An 18,808-nucleotide genomic window follows, 5' to 3' on the forward strand; every position below is an offset into this window, starting at 1 on the left:
CCCCTAAATACCCCTTCATCATGAAAAAGATACCCAGCTTTACCATAGACCACATTCACCTGCTGCGCGGCATCTATGTATCGCGCAAAGACTATCTGGGCGACCACGTAGTCACCACCTTCGACATTCGCATGAAAGAGCCCAACCGCGAGCCCGCCATCGGCTACGGAGCCCTGCACACCATCGAGCACCTGGCCGCCACCTTCCTGCGCAACCACCCCGTGTGGGGCGACAGAATCGTATTCTGGGGCCCCATGGGCTGCTGCACCGGCAACTACTTTCTGGTACAGGGCGACCTCCAATCGCGCGACATCGTCGACCTCATGCGCGAGACCTTCCGCTTTATCCGCGATTTCGAGGGCGAGGTACCCGGCGCCGCCCCCCGCGACTGCGGCAACTACCTGCTGCACGACCTGCCCATGGCCCGTTGGGAAGCCGACAAATACCTGCGCGAGGTGCTCGACGTTATCGAGGAGAAGAACCTCGTCTACCCCACGGTCGAGGAGTAACCGACATCTGCCTCTCCCGACCGGGACGACAGGAAAAACTCGGAAACACCCATACCCATTCACCCGGACGAGCCCCCTCGCCCGGGTCTTTTTTTTATCTCTCCCGAGGTCACAAAAAAAGCTAAATTCGCTCCTTTTTCCCTCAAACTAAGTAGACCCCGAAAGAAAACCCCTACATGTAGGTATTGGGGAGCCGGGCCGTATATCCTTACTTTGCCATCGTAAAAACCAATCAACGTTACGACGATGAAAAGAACAGGTATCTTCTACGGCTCCTCGACCGGCATTACCGAGGGGGTAGCCCATACAATCGCCCGGGAACTGGGAATAGACTCCAACGATGTGCACGACGCCGCCCGTCTCTCGGCCGGTATGCTCGACAACTACGACGCACTGATACTGGGCTCCTCGACCTGGGGGTGCGGCGAGTTGCAAGACGACTGGTACGACGCCGTAAAAGTGCTGCGCAGTGCCGACCTCGGGCAAAAGACCGTCGCCCTCTTCGGCTGCGGCGATGCCGAGTCCTACCCCGACACCTTCTGCGACGCCATGGGGCTGCTGTACGAAGAGTTGAAGCAGACAGGCTGCCGTTTCACCGGCAACCACGTCTCTACCGACGGCTACTCGTTCACCTCGTCGGTAGCGGTTGTCGACGGCGATTTCGTAGGGCTTGCACTCGACGAGACCAACGAGCCCGACAAGAGTGCCGACCGCATAGAGACCTGGGTGAAAAGCCTCGACCTGTAACCCTCTAAACGCCATGCCCATGATGACCTGCCAATCCTTCCCGGCCGAATTGAAAGTCTTTCTCAACCACGTGTATGAGTACAAGAAAGGGGTACGCCACATGGTTCTCTACACCACCAACAGGCGGTATCAGGAGTTTGCCGTGGGACGCCTCAACAAACAGCACATCGACTACTGCATTCAACCCATCGGGTGCGACAAGATCAATCTCTTTTTTGGCCGACGGGAGTGCATCGAGGTGATTCAGTCACTGGCCTCGCGCCCCCTGAACCAGCTCACCCCCGAGGAGGATTTCATCTTGGGAGCCCTGCTGGGCTACGACCTGTGCGGGCAATGTCAGCGATATTGTAAACGTAAAGCCAAATGATAACTCTTTTCCACATAGGATCTAATTTGCAAGGGGAAAAGAATCCTAAGATTGAAGTTTGTTTTTAGTTGTAAAAAAAGCCCACTGCGCCGCGAGGCACGGTGGGTCCTTGTTTTTCGGGGTGCGGGTAAAAACTCACCACACACCGGGCGGTCGCCTTGCCACTCACGGTATGCACCCGAGCGGGAAAGGAGGCCGCCTTGTGTTCTGTATTGCGGTTAATAAGGAATCTGTCTCTATTTCAGTCGGGCCAGCACCTCTTTGATGCGGCGCATGGCCTCGGTGATATTCTCCTCGGAGGTAGCGTAGGAGAGACGCAGGTAGTTGGGAGCACCGAAGGCATCACCGGCCACGGTAGCCACATGACCCACTTCGAGGATATACATGGCCAGGTCCGACGAACTCTTGATTTCACGCTCACCGTCACGTTTGCCCAGGTAGTAACCCACCTCGGGGAAGAGGTAGAAAGCCCCGTCGGGGTTGTTCACCTTCAAGCCGGGAATCTCACGAGCCAGCCGCACTACCAGGTCGCGACGACGTTCAAAGGCCCGACGCATCTCCTCTACACAGCTCTGGTCACCGGCAAAGGCAGCGGCAGCCGCCTTCTGGGCAATCGACGAAGCACCCGAGGTGTACTGCCCCTGCAACTTGTTGCAAGCCTTGGCAATCCACAGCGGAGCGGCAATGAAACCGATACGCCAGCCCGTCATGGCATACCCCTTGGAGACACCGTTGACGATAATCACCCGGTCGCGCACGGCAGGGAACTGGGCGATGCTCTGGTGGGCACCCACGTAGTTGATATGCTCATAAATCTCGTCGGCCAGGACGAAGACCTGAGGGTGACGTTCCAGCACGGCAGCCAGCGCGGCCAGCTCGTCGTGCGAATAGACGCTACCCGTAGGATTGGAGGGAGAGCAGAGAATCAGCATCTTGGTCTTGGGCGTGATAGCCGCTTCGAGTTGGGCGGCACTCATCTTGAAATCCTGCTCGATACCGGTCTCGACAATCACACTCTTGCCCTCGGCCAGTTTCACCATCTCGACATAGCTCACCCAGTAGGGCGCCGGCAATATCACCTCGTCGCCAGGATTGACCAGCGAGAGAATCGTGTTGCAGATCGACTGCTTGGCACCGTTCGACACCACAATCTGCTCGGGGGTAAAATCAAGGCCATTCTCATTTTTCAGTTTGGCGCAGATAGCCTGACGCAAATCCAGATAACCGGGTACGGGCGAATAGTGCGAGAAATTGTCGTCTATCGCCTTCTTTGCGGCATCTTTGATATGCTGGGGGGTATTGAAGTCGGGTTCACCCACACTCAGGTTGATTACATCGACACCCTGAGCTTTCAGTTCACTACTTTTTTGCGACATCGCCAGCGTTTGCGACGGCGCAAGGGCTGCCAAACGGTCGGATACTTGATTCATGAGAATAGCTGTTTTTAGGTTTTATAGGGTTCAAAGACGCGGAAAGGCGAGCGCAGAAAAACAAGTTTGCCTGATTTCTATGCCGAGCCGAATCCTATCTTCTACAAAGATAGGGAAAGGCGAGAGTAAAGACAAATGAAAACGTAGTTTTCGAGTTTGGCTATACCGAGCCGAATCTTATCTTCTACAAAGATAGGGAAAGTTGGTCACAAACGAATCATGTTTGCCTCAGTTTTCACTATCTTTGCACGTTTTTTTAAGGGAAAGGGATTTTATGGACGCAATCGTATCACAGATGATTATCCTGTTCATTCTGGTAATCGTCGGCTATTATATGAGCAAAAGAGGAGTGATGGACGCCGAGTTCGACCGCAAACTCTCCGAGCTGGTCATCAACGTCACCTGCCCCTGCCTCATACTCTCGTCGGTCATGGGCGACACCCTCCCCGACAAGAACCTGATTCTACCCCTGCTTGTCGTGGGCTTCGCCACCTACGCTCTTCTCATCGGGGTCGCCATGCTGCTGCCGCGCTACCTGCACATCGCCCCCACAGAGCGCGGTGTGTACAGTTTCATGCTCGCCTTTGGCAACGTCGGGTTCATCGGGTACCCCATCGTAGCCTCCATCTTCGGGCCCAGTGCCGTGTTCTATGCCAGCATTCTCAACTTTCCCAGCACCCTGCTGATATTTGTCTTCGGTACCCTCTTCATCTCGGGCGACCAGACCAAGATGCGTTTCGATTGGAGCACGCTGTACAGTCCGGCCATGATTGCTTCGTATCTCTCGATTCTGATCGTAGTGGCCGGCTGGATGCCGACCCGCGTGGTCAGCACCCCCTTCTTTCTGTTGGGCAACGTGACCGTACCGGCCGCCCTGCTCATCATCGGCTCGTCGATAGCCCAGGTACCTATCCGGCGCATGTTCGGCAACCCCACCATCTATCTGATGTCGGCCCTGCGGCTGCTGCTGATACCCCTGCTTATCCTCTACCTCTCGCGTCTGTGTCAGGTCGACGAAAGCATTGCCAACATCAACGTGGTGCTGGCAGCCATGCCCGTTGCCTCGTATGGTACCCTCTTCTGCATCAAGTACAAGCGGGGCGAGGTGGTCATGGCCGAGGGGACCTTCATCACCACCCTGCTCTCGGTTCTGAGCATTCCGCTGCTCACCGCCTTTCTGTAAAGGAACCCCTAACCGCGCACTCGTATCACAAAAAAAATGCCCCCGCCCGCACATGCGGACAGAAGGCATTTTCAACAAACACATCAAGATACGCAACGCGCAATATCTCAATTCTTTCGTCCCCTTTTTTTGGCCCAATAGGCGGAGTGGCATTCAACCGATCCACTTCCACAAGGGAATCATTTATCTATTTCAAGCAGCATGGGTAAGGGCGGCAATCGCCTTCACGCTGTCGCCGTTGTAGCTCATGGGCGACATCACCGGCTCATAGTCGAAGGGGATAAACTCCGAAACCTGAGCGGTGGCAAAGCTCTGGTCGGCGTCGATGAAAAGGGTCAGTTTAGCCCCGGCCTTATGACCTACGGCACGAGGCAGCGTACCGATCGACTGGAAATTTCCCGACTCGACCATCTGTTTCAGGCGCGACACCTCGCTGCTCTCGAAGAGGAGTTCATGTTTTTTCAACACCTTTCCGTTGGCCCGGCAAACGGCTACCTTGTTACCTACGGCCAATTTGATGAGGCCGTAAATAAGGAAGCACACGCCCACCACGATAAGGAAAAGTTTCAGCGACGATTGCGGATCGGTCATGAAACCCGAAGCCACAAAAGCCACCACGGCAACCAATACCGACCACACGCCGGCCATCGAAACTCTCTTTTTGATTTCTACATAGGGATTCTCTGCAAATTTAGAGACCGTAGTCTCTTTCTCTTTATTTTCCATTTTCTTGTTATGCTGATTAGATGATAAAACATATAAATACAACGATTCGCCTTTTCCCGCGACCATACACGGGAATCCGTCCGGCCGCACCCACAGGCACGGCAAGAGGGCCAGAAGCGGCAAACCGACTTCTGTCATCGGGCAGGTGCTTCCTGCCTTCCACTAAATCAGCATTTTGCAGAGTGAATAGAGATAGTGCCCGTGCGAACACAACTGGGCTCTATACCCCTCGTAACCGTGTCGAATCGACTTCTCGCGAAGGGCCATGAGTTGGCAGCAACAATGCTGCACACAAGAGAATGCGGTATGGCTCCCCACCCGCTCGGCCACCGGCGATGAAGGGAATCGCACCTGATTGACGGCAGCAATCCGTTCGGCCGGAATGATGGCGACGAAACTCGGCCCCGAGTGGTGCGCATGCCCGTCGGTATCGACGAGAGTATAGGGAGTGTCGGTTTCGTGAACCGAGGCATACACCCTCTCCACCTCGGCCACATGCAGTGCCGAGACCCAGCCCAATATCAGAGCCAGCGAGAAGACAAGCAGATGTTTCACAAAACCTTTCATATTGCAAACATACACAAAAAACGGGAGTTACGACAAATTCCGGCTCTGTTTTTTCACGGCACCCCTCCCCCGCTACCTCTCTTTCCCTGCTCTTGGAAGCGTACCGCCGCTCACCACGAATGGGGAGACAGGCCCCCACAATACCTATATCATGCGATTGTACCGCCCCGGGGGGAGCGGTAATTTTGCAGCGAATAAATAATTGCAAATTTTTTCAGTGGAAAGTGATTATGGGGAAAATAAAATGGGGAATACTCCTGTCTCTATATTTATATAATGTACTACCTTTCGGCTCCCTCGCCGGGCAGGCTCAACACCGGCACCACCGGGAGGGACACCCGGCCGCAGCCATCGTCTCGGGCCGGGTCTCGTCGACCGAGGGGGGAGCCGTCCAAGCGGTCGACTTTGCCACCGTCTACCTCAAAGGAGGGCACTCGGGCGGCACAACCGACGAACAGGGCCGATACCGTCTCAAAACCCGACCCGGCGACTACACGCTGGTGGTCTCGGCCATCGGCTACGAGCCCTTCGAGAAACCGATTTCGCTGAAACGGGGCGAACACCTCAACCTCGACATCACCCTCACTTCCAAGACCCAGACCCTCGACGAGGTGACGGTAGTCGCCACCGGGGTGAATCGGGTGAAGCGCTCGGCCTACAACGCCGTGGCCGTCGATACCCGCGAGATGCAGAACTCGACCAAGAACCTGAGCGACGCTCTGGCCAAGGCCCCGGGCATGAAACTGCGCGAATCGGGCGGCGTGGGCTCCGACATGCAACTCATGCTCGACGGATTCAGCGGCAAGCACGTGAAGGTATTCATCGACGGCGTGCCGCAGGAGGGGGTGGGCAGCTCCTTCGGGCTCAACAACATACCCATCAGCTTTGCCGACCGTATCGAAATCTACAAGGGGGTCGTACCCGTCGGCTTCGGCACCGACGCCATCGGCGGAGTCATCAACATCGTCACCAACAAACAGCGCCGCAACTGGTATCTCGATGCCGCCTACTCCTACGGATCGTTCAACACCCACAAGTCGTATCTCAATTTCGGGCAGAGTTTCAAGAGCGGTCTCACCTATGAAATCAACCTCTTCCAGAACTACTCCGACAACAACTACTGGGTCGATGCCGACCACGTGGAGCAGTGGAACGCCGACGGGTCTTCAATCATCACCGACGAGGTATTCCGGGTGCGTCGTTTCAACGACACCTACCACAACGAGGCCGTCGTGGCCAAGGTGGGTGTGACCGACAAACCCTGGGCCGACCGCCTCATGCTGGGCTTCACCTACTCGCAGATGTACAAAGAGATACAAACCGGCGTGCGGCAACACACCGTCTTCGGCGAGAAACACCGCCGGGGCCATTCGCTCATGCCCTCGCTCGAATACCGCAAGCGCGACCTCCTCACTCGCGGACTCGACCTCACCCTCACGGCCAACTACAACCGCAACGTGACCCACAATATCGACACCGCCAGCTACCGCTACAACTGGCTGGGAGAGCGTCGCCTCAACACCAACGGCCGGGGCGAACAGAGCGAACAGTATGCCCGGGCCTACAACGACAACTGGAACGCTACCGCCACCCTCAACTACCGCATCGGGCGGGCCCACACCCTCACCTTCAACCACGTGTGGAACGCCTTTCACCGCACCAACACGTCGTTGCTCACCGGGGCCGAAATCAAGGACGAGTTTGCCAAGGAGACCCGCAAAAACATCTCCGGGCTCTCCTACCGGCTCATGCCCTCCGACCGCTGGAACCTCTCGGTCTTCGGCAAATATTACCACCAGTATGTATCGGGCCCCGTAGCTACCGACGACAAGGGTACCGACTACGTACTGGTAGAGCGCACCGTGCAGCAGTTCGGCTACGGGGCCGCGGGCACCTATTTCGTTCTGCCTGGGTTGCAGGCGAAACTCTCCTACGAACGAGCCTGCCGCCTGCCCACCATCGAGGAGATGTTCGGCGATGAAGACCTCGAAAGCGGACAGGTCGACCTCCGCCCCGAGAAGAGCCACAACGTCAACCTCAACCTCAGCTACGCCCGCACCATCGGACCACACTCGTTCTACATCGAGGGCGGCCTCATCTACCGCAACACCCGCGACTATATCCAACGCAACATTCAAGACCTGAGCGGGGGCAAGGAAAATGCCACCTACACCAACTACGGCAAGGTGGTGACCAAAGGCTACAACCTCTCGGCCCGCTACTCTCTGGGTCGCTGGCTGAGTCTGGGTGGCAACTTCTCGCAGATGGACGTGCGCGACATGGAGCCTTACCAGATCGGCAGCACCGGCAACTCCACCCCCAACCTCACCTACAAGGCCCGCATGGCCAACGTGCCCTACCTATTTGCCGACAGCGACATCAACCTCTACTGGCACGACCTGGGCCGGAAAGGCAACCTGCTCACCCTCACCTACGACAACCAGTACCTGCACAGCTTCTGCTACAACTCCGAGGTGATAGGTACCAACAGCAGCGACTACATGATTCCCGACCAATTCTCGCACAACCTCTCGATCAGTTACAGCCTGCACAACGGGCGCTACAACCTCGCGTTCGAATGCCGCAATTTCACCGACGAGAAACTCTACGACAATTTCAGCCTCCAAAAAGCGGGCCGGGCCTTCTACGGGAAAATCCGGGTCCATTTCGGCGACTGAACCGACATACCATTCCGAATCAATCCAATCACTAACAAAACATAAAAACTGATGAATATGAAAAAGAATCTCTTCCTGTCAACCTGTACAACCCTCCTCGCCACCGGCCTGCTGCTCGTGTCGTGCCAGGAGGAGGGGCCCGCTACACCCACCGAAGTGTCGAACCTGACCGAAGTATCAAAAGGCAACTATGTCATCGCCGCCACGGTGGGTACCGGCAACAACGAGACCAACGTACTGCTCACGGCCGACCGTCTCGACGACCCCAACTACAAGGTGACCCCCACCGTACAGGGCACCCAAAACGACGGAGCCACCTACTGGGTATTCTACAACCAACGCTCGCTCTTTGCCCTCAACTACAATCAGGGAGAGGCGGGACAGACCGCTTCGTACAGCCTCAACCCGGCCTTTGAGATGACCAAAGACCCGCGTACCTACAAGTTGAGCCGATTCACCACCTACGGCTTCTACAACGACTACATCATGACCACCTCGTCGGGTAGCGGAACCATTGACGCCCAAAGCTACACCTACACCGACAAGAGCGGCCAGAGCCTCACCGAGACCTACTATCCCCGTCACTTCCTGCCGGCCTATATCGATGCCCGCAACCAGACGGCCAAAGACGGTACGGGAGCCGGCGACATTCGCCTGCGCGCCGAGAACTTCCTGGGCAACGGCGAATATGTGACCCTGGCCGGGCTGGAACAGGTGGGCAACTACCTCTACTCGGCTGCTGTCCCCATGGGATTGAGCCAGTGGGGCTACATACAGACGGTCGACGGCCGCGAACACGGCTACGTGCGCGAAGGCTACGAGGACTTGGTCAAGACCGAATCGGGCGGCTCGGGCAGCGGCTCCTACAAAGCCAACGAGCTACAATGGACCCAATACCCCGACGAGTGCTGGGTGGCTATTTTCAAGGACGAGACCCTCACCGAGCATAAGGTCATCAAGAGCGACCGCATCAGCTACGCCTGCGGCCGCAACCGCTCGCAATACTACCAGATGGTGTGGCAGGCCGACGACGGTTACCTCTACGTATTCTCGCCCAGCTATGCCAAAACCATGAGCGATGCCCGTCAGCAAACCCGGCTCCCGGCCGGTGTCGTACGCATCGACACCCGGGCCTCGTGGGAGGCTCTCGACTTCGACCCCTCCTACTACCAGGCCTTGAAAAATCCCGACGGCTCCGAAGCCGCCTTCCTGCGCAGCTGGTACACCTCGGGCAACTACTTCCTGCTGCTGGCCTACGATGCTCAGGGATTCAAGGGCACGGCCAACCGGCTGCTCATCTTCGACACCCAGGGCGACGGCACACTGCGCGAGGTATCGGGGCTCCCCACCGACATCAGTGCGCTGAGCAACACCCCCTACATCGACGACGAGGGGCATGCCTACGTCGTGGTGAGTACCTCGACCGGTTATCCCACCGTCTATAAGATAGACCCCGCCGCGGCTACCGCCTCAAAAGGGCTCACCATCGTGGCCACAAGTGTGGCCGGTGTAGGAAAGCTGCAAGCCAATTGACCTCGTTCCGAAAAAAAGACCTGCCGATGAACCTTATTCTCGCAGGTCCTTTTTAATTTTACAAAGTCAAAAAGGAGGATCTCACATGAAAAAGGCATTCCGTAAAATACACCTATGGCTGGCAGTACCCTTCGGCCTCATCATTACCATCATCTGCTTCACCGGGGCCCTGCTGGTCTTTGAAGACCAAATCGCCCAGCTCACCAACCGTCCTCTCTACCATGTAGAAAAGGTCGGCGACCACCCGCTACCCCTCGGCACGTTGGTGGAAAAGGTGGAAAACCAGCTGACCAAAGGAGCCCCGATAACCGGCGTCACCGTCTACCCCCAACCCGACCGCACCTACCAGGTGAACCTGTCGGCTCCCAAGGGCGCAGCGGTCTATATCAACCCCTATACCGGCGAGATCAAGGGACAATACCAACGGTCGCCCTTCTATCGCACCGTTTTCACGCTGCACCGCTGGCTGCTCGACAGCCAACCGGCCAACGGCGGCATCTTCTGGGGGCGCCTCGTCACCGGTACGACCACCCTGCTCTTTGCCGTCATTCTCATCACCGGTGCCGTCATCTGGTGGCCCCGCTCCCGCAAGGGATTGAAAAACGGCATACAGATAGCCCTGCACAAGGGCAAAGCCCGCTTCTGGCATGACCTGCACGCCGCCGGGGGCATCTATGTGCTGTTGCTGGTACTGGTCATGGCGCTTACGGGTCTCACCTGGTCGTTCAAGTGGTACAACACGGCCTTCTACAAACTCTTCGGGGTAGAGACGAGTGCAAAGGCTCCGGCTCAAAAGCAACCGGCCCAACCGGGGAACAGCCCCGAACTCCCCTCCTCGTCCGATGTTCAACCGAGTCCCTTTGCCTGCTGGCAACAGGTCTACGACCAACTGGCCGCTGCGAATCCCGATAACCTGAAAATTGAAATCACCGACGGCTCGGCCAGCGTATCGAACAACCGCTACGGCAACACCCGCGGGAGCGACCGCTACACCTTCGACCCGCAATCGGGCGAAATAACCGGCTCGTCGCTCTACAAAGACACCGCCCGCTCGGGCAAGATGCGCGGGTGGATTTACGCCGTTCACACCGGAGCCTGGGGCGGGAACGCCTCGCGTATCCTGTGGTTCCTGGCCGCCCTGCTGGGCGCCACGCTGCCCCTTACCGGCTACTACCTGTGGATCAAGCGCCTCTATCGCAAACGCCACAACCGGACCGGCCGCCGGGTAGCCCATTAAATCCAAGCTGTCCCACGACAAACACCCAAACAAAAAGCGCCGCATGAAAGCGGCGCTTTTTGTTTTTCCTATCTGTCACTACGTTTAAAACTTCTGCATGTCAACCAACCGCTTGTAATAACGGTCGAGTTTGATCAGTTCGTCGTGACGTCCCCGCTCCACGATTTCGCCCTCGTGCATCACGCAGATGAGGTCGGCATCCTTGATGGTCGAGAGGCGGTGGGCAATCACCAGCGTCGTGCGGTTGCGCATGAGGTTTTCGAGCGCCTCCTGCACAAGCCGTTCCGACTCGGTATCGAGGGCCGACGTGGCCTCGTCGAGAATCAGGATAGGGGGGTTCTTCAAGATGGCTCGGGCGATGCTCACCCGTTGGCGTTGTCCGCCCGACAAGCGGCTGCCCCGGTCGCCGATGCAAGTGTCGTACCCCTCCTCGGTAGCCATGATAAAGTCGTGGGCATTGGCAATCTTGGCCGCCTCGATTACCTGCTCCATAGTGGCATTCTCCACGCCGAAGGTGATGTTGTTGTAGAACGAGTCGTTGAACAAGATAGCCTCCTGGTTCACATTCCCCATCAACTCGCGCAAGTCGCGCACCCTGAAATCCTTGATGTTGACCCCGTCGATGTAGATGCCCCCCTCGTTCACATCGTAGAAGCGGGGCAAGAGGTCGGCCATCGTCGACTTGCCCGAACCCGACTGACCCACCAGAGCCACCGTCTGACCCTTCTTGATGGTGAGGTTCACGTGCTTGACCACATTCTCGGTGTTATATCTGAACGACACGTCGCGATACTCGATACCCTCTTTCATGTCGGTCAGTTCGACCGGCTTCTCGGGGTCCTTGATGGGGTTCACAGCCGAGAGAATCAGGTCGACACGCTCCATCGAAGCCAGACCCTTCTGTATCGAGTAGGCCGCCTTCGAGAGGTCCTTGGCCGGATTGATGATGCTGTAAAAGATAACCAGGTAGTAGATGAACGAAGCGGCGTCGATGCTGCTCGTGCCCGAGAGAATGAGCGAACCGCCATACCACAGCACGATACAGATGGTGCAGGTACCCAAGAACTCGCTCATGGGGTGCGCCAGTGCCTGCCGCCGGTTGATGCGGTTGGAGATACGATAGAATACATTGTTTTCGGCATGGAACCAGTTGATCATCTTGTTCTCGGCATTAAAAGCCTTGATGATGCGCAGCCCGCCCAGCGTCTCCTCGATAATCGACATCAGCAGGCCCCACTGGTTCTGCCCTTCGAGCGAACGGCGTTTGAGTTTCTTGCCCACCTGCCCCATAATATATCCCGCCGTGGGGAGGAGGATCAGCACAAAGACCGTGAGCTGCCAGCTGATGGCAAACATCGTAACCAAGCAAACGATAATCATAATGGGGTTCTTGAACATCATGTCGAGCGAAGCCATGATCGAGTTCTCGATTTCGCCCACATCGCCCGACATGCGCGCCATCACATCGCCCTTCTTCTCACTGGTAAAGAAGCCTATGGGCAGGCTCACCACCTTCTCGTAGACATAGTTGCGAATATCGCGTACGATACCCGACCGCAGCGGAATCATGAAGTGCGAACTCAAATAGGTGGCCGCGGTCTTGAAGAAGGTCATCACGATGAGGAACACCCCCAAGATGAGCAGGGCAAAGCCGGGCCCCTCCCGGTCGATAATCGAGGTAATGTAGTAATAGAAGTTGTTGACCACCACATCTTTGAGCGAACCGGAATTCCACGGCATGAAGGTGTAGGTGGCCTGTTTGAGCTTGAACAGGATTTCGAGAATGGGGATAATGAGCGCAAACGAGAAAAGCGTCAATATCGATGCCAGTATGTTGAAAAAGATATTGAGTACGAGATAGTATTTATAAGGGGGTACAAACCGCCGCAGAATCGCAATAAAATCTTTCATATATAAGCCGTTGTGTCCCGAACGAAAATAACGGGGAATTTACGGTTGCAAAGATAGCACATTTACTTGCACGACCACTGTCGGGTGCCGAAAAAGTTTTACCGGGCCGCCTCGACCCCGCATTTCGCCCCTGTCCACTCGCCCCGTCGGGAAAGAGACGGCAAGCCGGTTCCCGCCATTCTTTCGGGGGAAATGCTTGCACAGCCAAAATTATTGTCCTACTTTTGTACTCGAAGCGGAACTCCGGCATTATCCTTTTAGCCGATAGCAAGTTATGAATCAAACAAGTCACACATTATCGATTATCATTCCGGCCTACAACGAGGAGAAAACGATTGCAGAACTGCTGCAACGCGTGCTCGACGCCGACCTGGGCGAGGGAATAGGCCGCGAACTGATTGTCGTGAACGACTGTTCGACCGACTCGACCGGCCGCATCGTCGAAGCGTTCATCGCCGCCCACCCCGATGCCCCCATCACCTACTTGAGGCACGACCGCAACCAGGGCAAGGGCATGGCCGTGCGCACCGGCATACAGGCCGTGACGGGCGACTATGTGGTGATGCAGGATGCCGACCTCGAACTCGATCCCAACGACTTTGCCAAGATGCTGCCGCACCTGCTCTCGGGGCAATACCAGGTAGTCTACGGCTCGCGATTCCTGGTCGAGGAGAACTCGCACACCTATGTCAGCTACCAGATGGGCGGCAAATTCCTGTCGATCATGACCAACCTGCTTTACGGTCAACACATCACCGACGAGCCCACCTGCTACAAGATGTTCGAGACCCGGCTGCTGAAATCGATACCCCTCGACTGCAAGGGATTTGAATTCTGCCCCGAGGTCACGGCCAAAGTCTCGCGCCTGGGTCACAAAATCAAGGAGGTGCCTATCCGCTACTATCCCCGTTCCATCGAGGAGGGGAAGAAACTACGTCTCAAAGACGGACTGCAAGCGATTGTCACCCTGCTGAAATACCGTTTCTGGAAAAACACTGCACGATGAAAAACAGTTCTGCAAAATCCCAAAAGCAAGCACCTGCGAAAAACAAGTCCAACGTCAAGGCTCAAAAAGCTCAATCGGGCATCACCGTTTCGTGGGTCATCAAGAACTTGGTAGCCGTAGCCATTGTCCTGTTTCTGCTGAACAAACTTGTAATCGGCATGCAACCAGGATACAACTGGGCCTATAACATGCTGAAAGGCAACCTGGAAGTCACACAACACTATGCCCACACGACGACCGACCAGCGATTCGAGATGAAACTGGGTCTCGCTCACGTCTACCTGCGCTATCTCAAAGAGAACACCCCGCCCGACGCCGTCATTCTGCTGCCGTCGAAAGAGGCCTTCTATCCCGAAGGAGCGGAACGCATCTTCTCGGGCGAACCCTACAACAAGCTGTGGGCCACCCGTTTCCTCTATCCCCGCCGGGTCGTACTCCCCTCCGAGCTGGGAAAAACTCCGTGGAGCCAGAAAATCACCCACGTGGCCATCGTCAATGGCGTGGGATATGAATACCTCAACTACGACGTAGAACACAAAGTCGCTCACGCCGTACTGCCCGTTCACCCAAAACCGTAAAGCCATGCTCATCACCCTCGGAATCATACTCGCCTGCCTCAACGGCATCTTTGTAACGGCCCTCATCGGCAAATCATTCTCATGGACCGAACGCATCGGCCTCTCGTTCCCTCTGGGAATGGCCTTGCAGACCCTCCTCATGGTTCTGCTCGACTGGGTGCATATCCCCTTGACCGCCACCTCGGTACTGCTGGCCGGGTGGGTTATCCTCGCCCTGCTGCTCTTTCTGGTGTGGCGCTACCGGGGCATCGACACCCTGCGATTCACGCCCGCCATGCTCAACGACTTGAAACAGGCCAACCTCGTGTGGGTGCTGTTGCTCCTCCTCGTCGGTTACTGCGAGTACATGAATTTTTCGAAATGCATCTTCTTCCCGCCCAGCGACCGCGACAGCCTCGCCGCCTTCGACACGCTGGGATTTGTGGCGGCTCACGACCACACCTACATGCGCATGAGCCTCTTCGATGCCGACTACAACCCCACGATACACCGTGCAGGCAGCAGCATAGCCTATGCCCCCTTCGTGCAGATGAGCTATGCCTACGTCTACCTGCTGGGCGCCGAGACCTCCAAAGCCATTCCGGCCCTCATGTACCTCTTCTTCGTCATCGCCTTCTACGGCATATTGCGACGCAATACGGGCAAGACCCTCGCTGCCCTCACCACCCTCTTCATGATGATGGCCCCCGAGATGCTCGCCTTCTCGTCGCTGTCGGGTACCAACGTCATGCAAGCCATCTTCGCCTCGCTGGGCATCGCCTACACGGCCAGCTGGCTGCGCAGCCGCCGCGACCACGAACTCTACGCCGGAGCTCTGCTGCTGGGTGCCAACATGTGGTGCCGCAACGAAGGGGTGGTCTTCATCGGTGCCGCCTGCGTTGTCCTGCTCATCGACTGCATACGCCGCAAAAGCTACCGCAAAGGGTGGTACTTCACCGGGCTGGCCCTGCTCCCCGCCGTCATCTGGTTCGCCTACATGAAAACCGGCGGGCTCTACACCGAGGGCATGGCCATCACCCGCCTCTTCTGGGACGGCGAGAAGGCCGGCAATATTGTCAACGGCTTTTGGGCCCTGTTCACCAACACCCTCTACTACGGCTGGACCTTCCCGGTATTCGCCCTGTTCCTCGTGGGGAATATCTGGTTCCTGATTAAAGGGAGAGACAACCTGCCTCTGCTGGGCATGATTCTGCTGAGCGTGCTTTTCTACGGACTGGTTATCTATCACGTAGACTACGTGTGGGACTCGATACAGAACGTGCTGGCCTACTCGTCCAAGCGCTTCTTCTTCTGTTTCATACCCATGTGCTGGTATTTCGCCGCAACCACCCGCATCGCCCGCCGGGGAGCCGACTACGTGGAGCGTTACCTCTCCCTGAAATAAATATTAGTCTAAAAAATGTGAAAATCACGCGTCTGTATTAAACCTTGACCCCCGGTCAAGGTCATATAGGCATGTGATTATCGTGCTCAATAGATTTGATTTTTTAAGATGTGGAAGAGAGGTTTTTTGGTCCTGATCGCGTGTATATCTTGTTTGATGGCCACACAGAACGCCAGTGCGCAGTTTACAGTTACGGGTATTGTCAAAGACAAAAGCGACGAATCGCCGTTGCCCCAGGTGAGCATACGGTTGCTCTCGGCCCGCGACAGCACGTTCGTTACCGGAGTATCGAGTAAGAACGACGGCGCGTTCTCGCTGAATGTCACCAAGGCAGGCAACTACATCGCCGCCTTCTCGTTTCTGGGCTACAAGACCGCCTACGAACCCGTGCGGCTCGCCGCCGGTCAGGCTCGCCGCAACCTGGGTACGGTTCTGCTCGAAAGCAACGACATCTTGCTGCAAGAGGCCGTTGTCGTGGGGAAAGCCCCCGAGGTAGTAGTCAAGGAAGATACTGTCGAATTCAATGCCGACTCCTACAAAACCCAACCCAACTCGGTAGTGGAAGACCTGTTGAAAAAACTGCCGGGCGTCGAGGTCGACAGCGAGGGCAAGATAACCCACGCCGGGAAAGAGATTACCAAGATTCTGGTCGACGGCAAGGAGTTTTTCTCCGACGACCCCAAGATAGCCACCAAGAACCTGCCGGTCGACATCATCGAAAAGTTGCAGGTCGTTGACCGCAAGTCCGACCTGGCCCGGCTCACCGGCGTCGACGACGGCGAAGAGGAGACCGTCATCAACCTCACCATCAAGGAGGGCATGAAGCACGGCTGGTTCGGCAACGTGTCGGGCGGATACGGCCTTGACGGCCGCTACGAGGCCGGAGCCATGGTCAACCGCTTCTTCGGTGACAATCAGGTGACCATTCTGGCCGGGTCGAACAACACCAACAACATGGGGTTCACCGACCTGGGTGGTAGCCGGTTCCGGCGATTCGGCGGCATGAACGGTATCAACACCAGCCACAACGTGGGTGTCAACTTCAACGTGGGCAAGGAGGAGATATTCCGCGTGGGCGGCGACGTGAGCTACAACAACAGCAACCGCAACGTGCTGCAACGCACCGAGCGGCAAAACCTCTTCGCCGACAGTACCTCCTATTACAGCGGCCACAACAAGATGAACGACCACGGACAGAACATACGCGGTAATTTCAGACTGCGCTGGAACATCGACTCGCTCAATACTCTCGAATTCCGACCCAAGTTTGCCGTAGCCCTCTCCCGCTCCGACAGCTACGACTCGGCCCTCACCACCGCCGGCGACCTGGCCCGCAGCAGAGTCAATTTCAGCGAGAGCGACAACTTCAACAAGGGTACCGGCTACGACCTCTCGGGTGAACTCATCTACAACCACAAGCTCCTTTCACGCCCCGGCCGGTCGTTCAGTATCCAGGCCGAATACAAGTTCAGCAACACGCAGGAGGACGGTTGGACCAAGGCGCTCTACAAATACTACCAACTGGCCACCGACAGTACCCTCGACCAGATAGACGACAACCACACGTGGAGTAACAGTTACGGTGCCCGACTCACCTGGACCGAACCGTTGGGCGACGTGACGAAGGGGCGCTTCCTTACCTTTTCCTACCGTTTCCGGGCCAATTTCAACAACGCCGACAAATACACCTACGACGTACTCACCGACCCCCTCACGGCAATGGCTCTCGACACGGTGCGCAACAACGACCTGAGCAACAGTTTCCGCAACGACTACTACATGCACCGGGCCCAGGTGGGATTCAAGCAGGTGAAACCCACCTACACCTACGATGTGGGTGTGGCCGTGGAACCCTCGTCGTCGCAATCGATCGACCAGATAAACAGCAGCCGCAACATTCCCAAACGCACCGTCTTCAACGTGGCGCCCTACCTGCGCTACCGCTACAAGATGGGCAAACAGACCTCGCTGCGCATCGACTACCGGGGCTCGTCGTCGCAACCCACGATGGCACAACTGCAACCCGTGGCCGACGTGTCGGACCCCCTGCGGGTCGTTATCGGTAACCCACTGTTGAAGCCTTCGTTCAAAAACACCCTGCGGGTGCGCTTCAACGACTATGACCAGACGAGCCAACGCGCCATCATGGCCATGCTCTTCGGCGGATTCACCACCAACAGTATCATCTCCGAGACCACCTACGATGCCACCACCGGCGGACAAACCACCACCTACCGCAACGTCAACGGCGTGTGGAACGCCTCGGGCATGTTGATGTTTACCACCCCCTTCCGCAACAAGCACTGGCAACTGAACAGTTTCAGCCGACTCAGCTACAACAACAACGTGGGTTACAACAACGGTCTGCGCAACGATGCCGGTTCGTTCAACGCCATCGAGAACCTGGGTATCGCCTTCCGCTCCGACTATTTCGATGCCGAGCTGCGGGGCAACTACCGCTACTCACTGGCCACCAACAGCATGCAGAACCAGCGTGACCAGAGCACCCACAACTACGGCGGCACCCTCAATCTGAGCGGATACTTGCCCTGGTCCATCACACTGGGCACCGACCTCACATACAGCGGCTCGGCCGGTTACTCGGCAGGCTACAACACCGAAAGCTGGTTGTGGAATGCCCAGGCTTCCTACCAGTTCCTCAAAGGGAAAAACGCCACTATCGCCCTCAAAGTGTACGACATTTTGGGACAGCGCAACAGCATACGCCGTACCGTCACGGGTAACTACATTCAAGATGTGGAATACAACACCCTCAACACCTATGGGCTGCTGACCTTCACCTACCGGTTCAACACCTTCGGTGACAAACGTCCCGACATGGGTCCCGGCGGGCCCCGCGGCTACGGACACCCCGGCCCTCCCCCGGGCGGCCCGGGCGGACGCCGTCCCTTTTGACGAGATTCAAATTCATTCCTTCTTACAAACAAAACC

The 18,808-nt window shown here is 56.7% G+C and carries 15 protein-coding genes; 11 read left to right on the forward strand and 4 right to left on the reverse strand.

What is annotated here, in order from left to right:
• Positions 1 to 20 precede the first annotated feature (20 nt).
• The 3 genes from BARVI_RS05705 to BARVI_RS05715 all read left to right on the forward strand — a co-directional run bounded on the left by BARVI_RS05705 (position 21) and on the right by BARVI_RS05715 (position 1,623).
• The gene (locus tag BARVI_RS05705; RefSeq protein ID WP_025278316.1) at positions 21 to 509 is read left to right on the forward strand and encodes an S-ribosylhomocysteine lyase; all 489 of its coding nucleotides are present in this window, start codon (positions 21 to 23) and stop codon (positions 507 to 509) included.
• 246 nt (positions 510 to 755) lie between these two features.
• Positions 756 to 1,256 carry a flavodoxin gene (locus tag BARVI_RS05710; RefSeq protein ID WP_025278317.1) on the forward strand — a complete coding sequence of 167 codons (501 nt, stop codon included), beginning with the start codon at positions 756 to 758 and terminating at the stop codon, positions 1,254 to 1,256.
• Between the two features lie 19 nt (positions 1,257 to 1,275).
• Positions 1,276 to 1,623, forward strand: a complete 348-nt coding sequence (locus tag BARVI_RS05715; RefSeq protein ID WP_025278318.1) for a DUF2023 family protein — start codon at positions 1,276 to 1,278, stop codon at positions 1,621 to 1,623.
• A gap of 236 nt (positions 1,624 to 1,859) precedes the next feature.
• Here BARVI_RS05715 and BARVI_RS05720 read toward each other — a convergent pair whose 3' ends face one another.
• On the reverse strand, positions 1,860 to 3,053 hold the full coding sequence (locus BARVI_RS05720) for a pyridoxal phosphate-dependent aminotransferase (protein ID WP_025278319.1): 1,194 nt from the start codon (positions 3,051 to 3,053) through the stop codon (positions 1,860 to 1,862).
• A 274-nt stretch (positions 3,054 to 3,327) separates the two neighbouring features.
• Between BARVI_RS05720 and BARVI_RS05725 the strand changes: the two genes are divergently transcribed.
• On the forward strand, positions 3,328 to 4,236 hold the full coding sequence (locus BARVI_RS05725; RefSeq protein WP_025278320.1) for an AEC family transporter: 909 nt from the start codon (positions 3,328 to 3,330) through the stop codon (positions 4,234 to 4,236).
• A gap of 192 nt (positions 4,237 to 4,428) precedes the next feature.
• Here BARVI_RS05725 and BARVI_RS05730 read toward each other — a convergent pair whose 3' ends face one another.
• Together BARVI_RS05730 and BARVI_RS05735 are read right to left on the reverse strand one after the other, a co-directional pair.
• On the reverse strand, positions 4,429 to 4,962 hold the full coding sequence (locus BARVI_RS05730; protein WP_025278321.1) for a hypothetical protein: 534 nt from the start codon (positions 4,960 to 4,962) through the stop codon (positions 4,429 to 4,431).
• A 162-nt stretch (positions 4,963 to 5,124) separates the two neighbouring features.
• Positions 5,125 to 5,517 carry a hypothetical protein gene (locus tag BARVI_RS05735; protein WP_157232547.1) on the reverse strand — a complete coding sequence of 131 codons (393 nt, stop codon included), beginning with the start codon at positions 5,515 to 5,517 and terminating at the stop codon, positions 5,125 to 5,127.
• Between the two features lie 242 nt (positions 5,518 to 5,759).
• Between BARVI_RS05735 and BARVI_RS05740 the strand changes: the two genes are divergently transcribed.
• The 3 genes from BARVI_RS05740 to BARVI_RS05750 all read left to right on the forward strand — a co-directional run bounded on the left by BARVI_RS05740 (position 5,760) and on the right by BARVI_RS05750 (position 10,977).
• The gene (locus tag BARVI_RS05740) at positions 5,760 to 8,207 is read left to right on the forward strand and encodes a TonB-dependent receptor (RefSeq protein WP_084547005.1); all 2,448 of its coding nucleotides are present in this window, start codon (positions 5,760 to 5,762) and stop codon (positions 8,205 to 8,207) included.
• A 57-nt stretch (positions 8,208 to 8,264) separates the two neighbouring features.
• Positions 8,265 to 9,740: a DUF4374 domain-containing protein gene (locus tag BARVI_RS05745; protein ID WP_025278324.1), complete on the forward strand. Its 1,476-nt coding sequence runs from the start codon at positions 8,265 to 8,267 to the stop codon at positions 9,738 to 9,740.
• A gap of 85 nt (positions 9,741 to 9,825) precedes the next feature.
• Positions 9,826 to 10,977 carry a PepSY-associated TM helix domain-containing protein gene (locus tag BARVI_RS05750; RefSeq protein ID WP_025278325.1) on the forward strand — a complete coding sequence of 384 codons (1,152 nt, stop codon included), beginning with the start codon at positions 9,826 to 9,828 and terminating at the stop codon, positions 10,975 to 10,977.
• Between the two features lie 84 nt (positions 10,978 to 11,061).
• Here BARVI_RS05750 and BARVI_RS05755 read toward each other — a convergent pair whose 3' ends face one another.
• Positions 11,062 to 12,888: an ABC transporter ATP-binding protein gene (locus BARVI_RS05755; RefSeq protein WP_025278326.1), complete on the reverse strand. Its 1,827-nt coding sequence runs from the start codon at positions 12,886 to 12,888 to the stop codon at positions 11,062 to 11,064.
• 274 nt (positions 12,889 to 13,162) lie between these two features.
• Between BARVI_RS05755 and BARVI_RS05760 the strand changes: the two genes are divergently transcribed.
• The 4 genes from BARVI_RS05760 (at position 13,163) to BARVI_RS05775 (ending at position 18,772) form a co-directional block, all read left to right on the forward strand.
• Entirely contained in the window at positions 13,163 to 13,894 is a 732-nt protein-coding gene (locus tag BARVI_RS05760; RefSeq protein ID WP_025278327.1) for a glycosyltransferase family 2 protein, read from the forward strand.
• Complete coding sequence (locus tag BARVI_RS05765; protein ID WP_025278328.1) at positions 13,891 to 14,472, forward strand: hypothetical protein; 582 nt, start codon at positions 13,891 to 13,893, stop codon at positions 14,470 to 14,472. The genes BARVI_RS05760 and BARVI_RS05765 overlap by 4 nt, the downstream gene beginning before the upstream one ends.
• A 4-nt stretch (positions 14,473 to 14,476) precedes the next feature.
• The gene (locus tag BARVI_RS05770) at positions 14,477 to 15,856 is read left to right on the forward strand and encodes an ArnT family glycosyltransferase (protein WP_025278329.1); all 1,380 of its coding nucleotides are present in this window, start codon (positions 14,477 to 14,479) and stop codon (positions 15,854 to 15,856) included.
• A 156-nt stretch (positions 15,857 to 16,012) separates the two neighbouring features.
• Entirely contained in the window at positions 16,013 to 18,772 is a 2,760-nt protein-coding gene (locus tag BARVI_RS05775; protein WP_198015998.1) for a TonB-dependent receptor, read from the forward strand.
• The last annotated feature ends 36 nt before the right edge of the window (positions 18,773 to 18,808 follow it).

This window comes from Barnesiella viscericola DSM 18177, from assembly GCF_000512915.1.
Classification (GTDB): domain Bacteria; phylum Bacteroidota; class Bacteroidia; order Bacteroidales; family Barnesiellaceae; genus Barnesiella; species Barnesiella viscericola.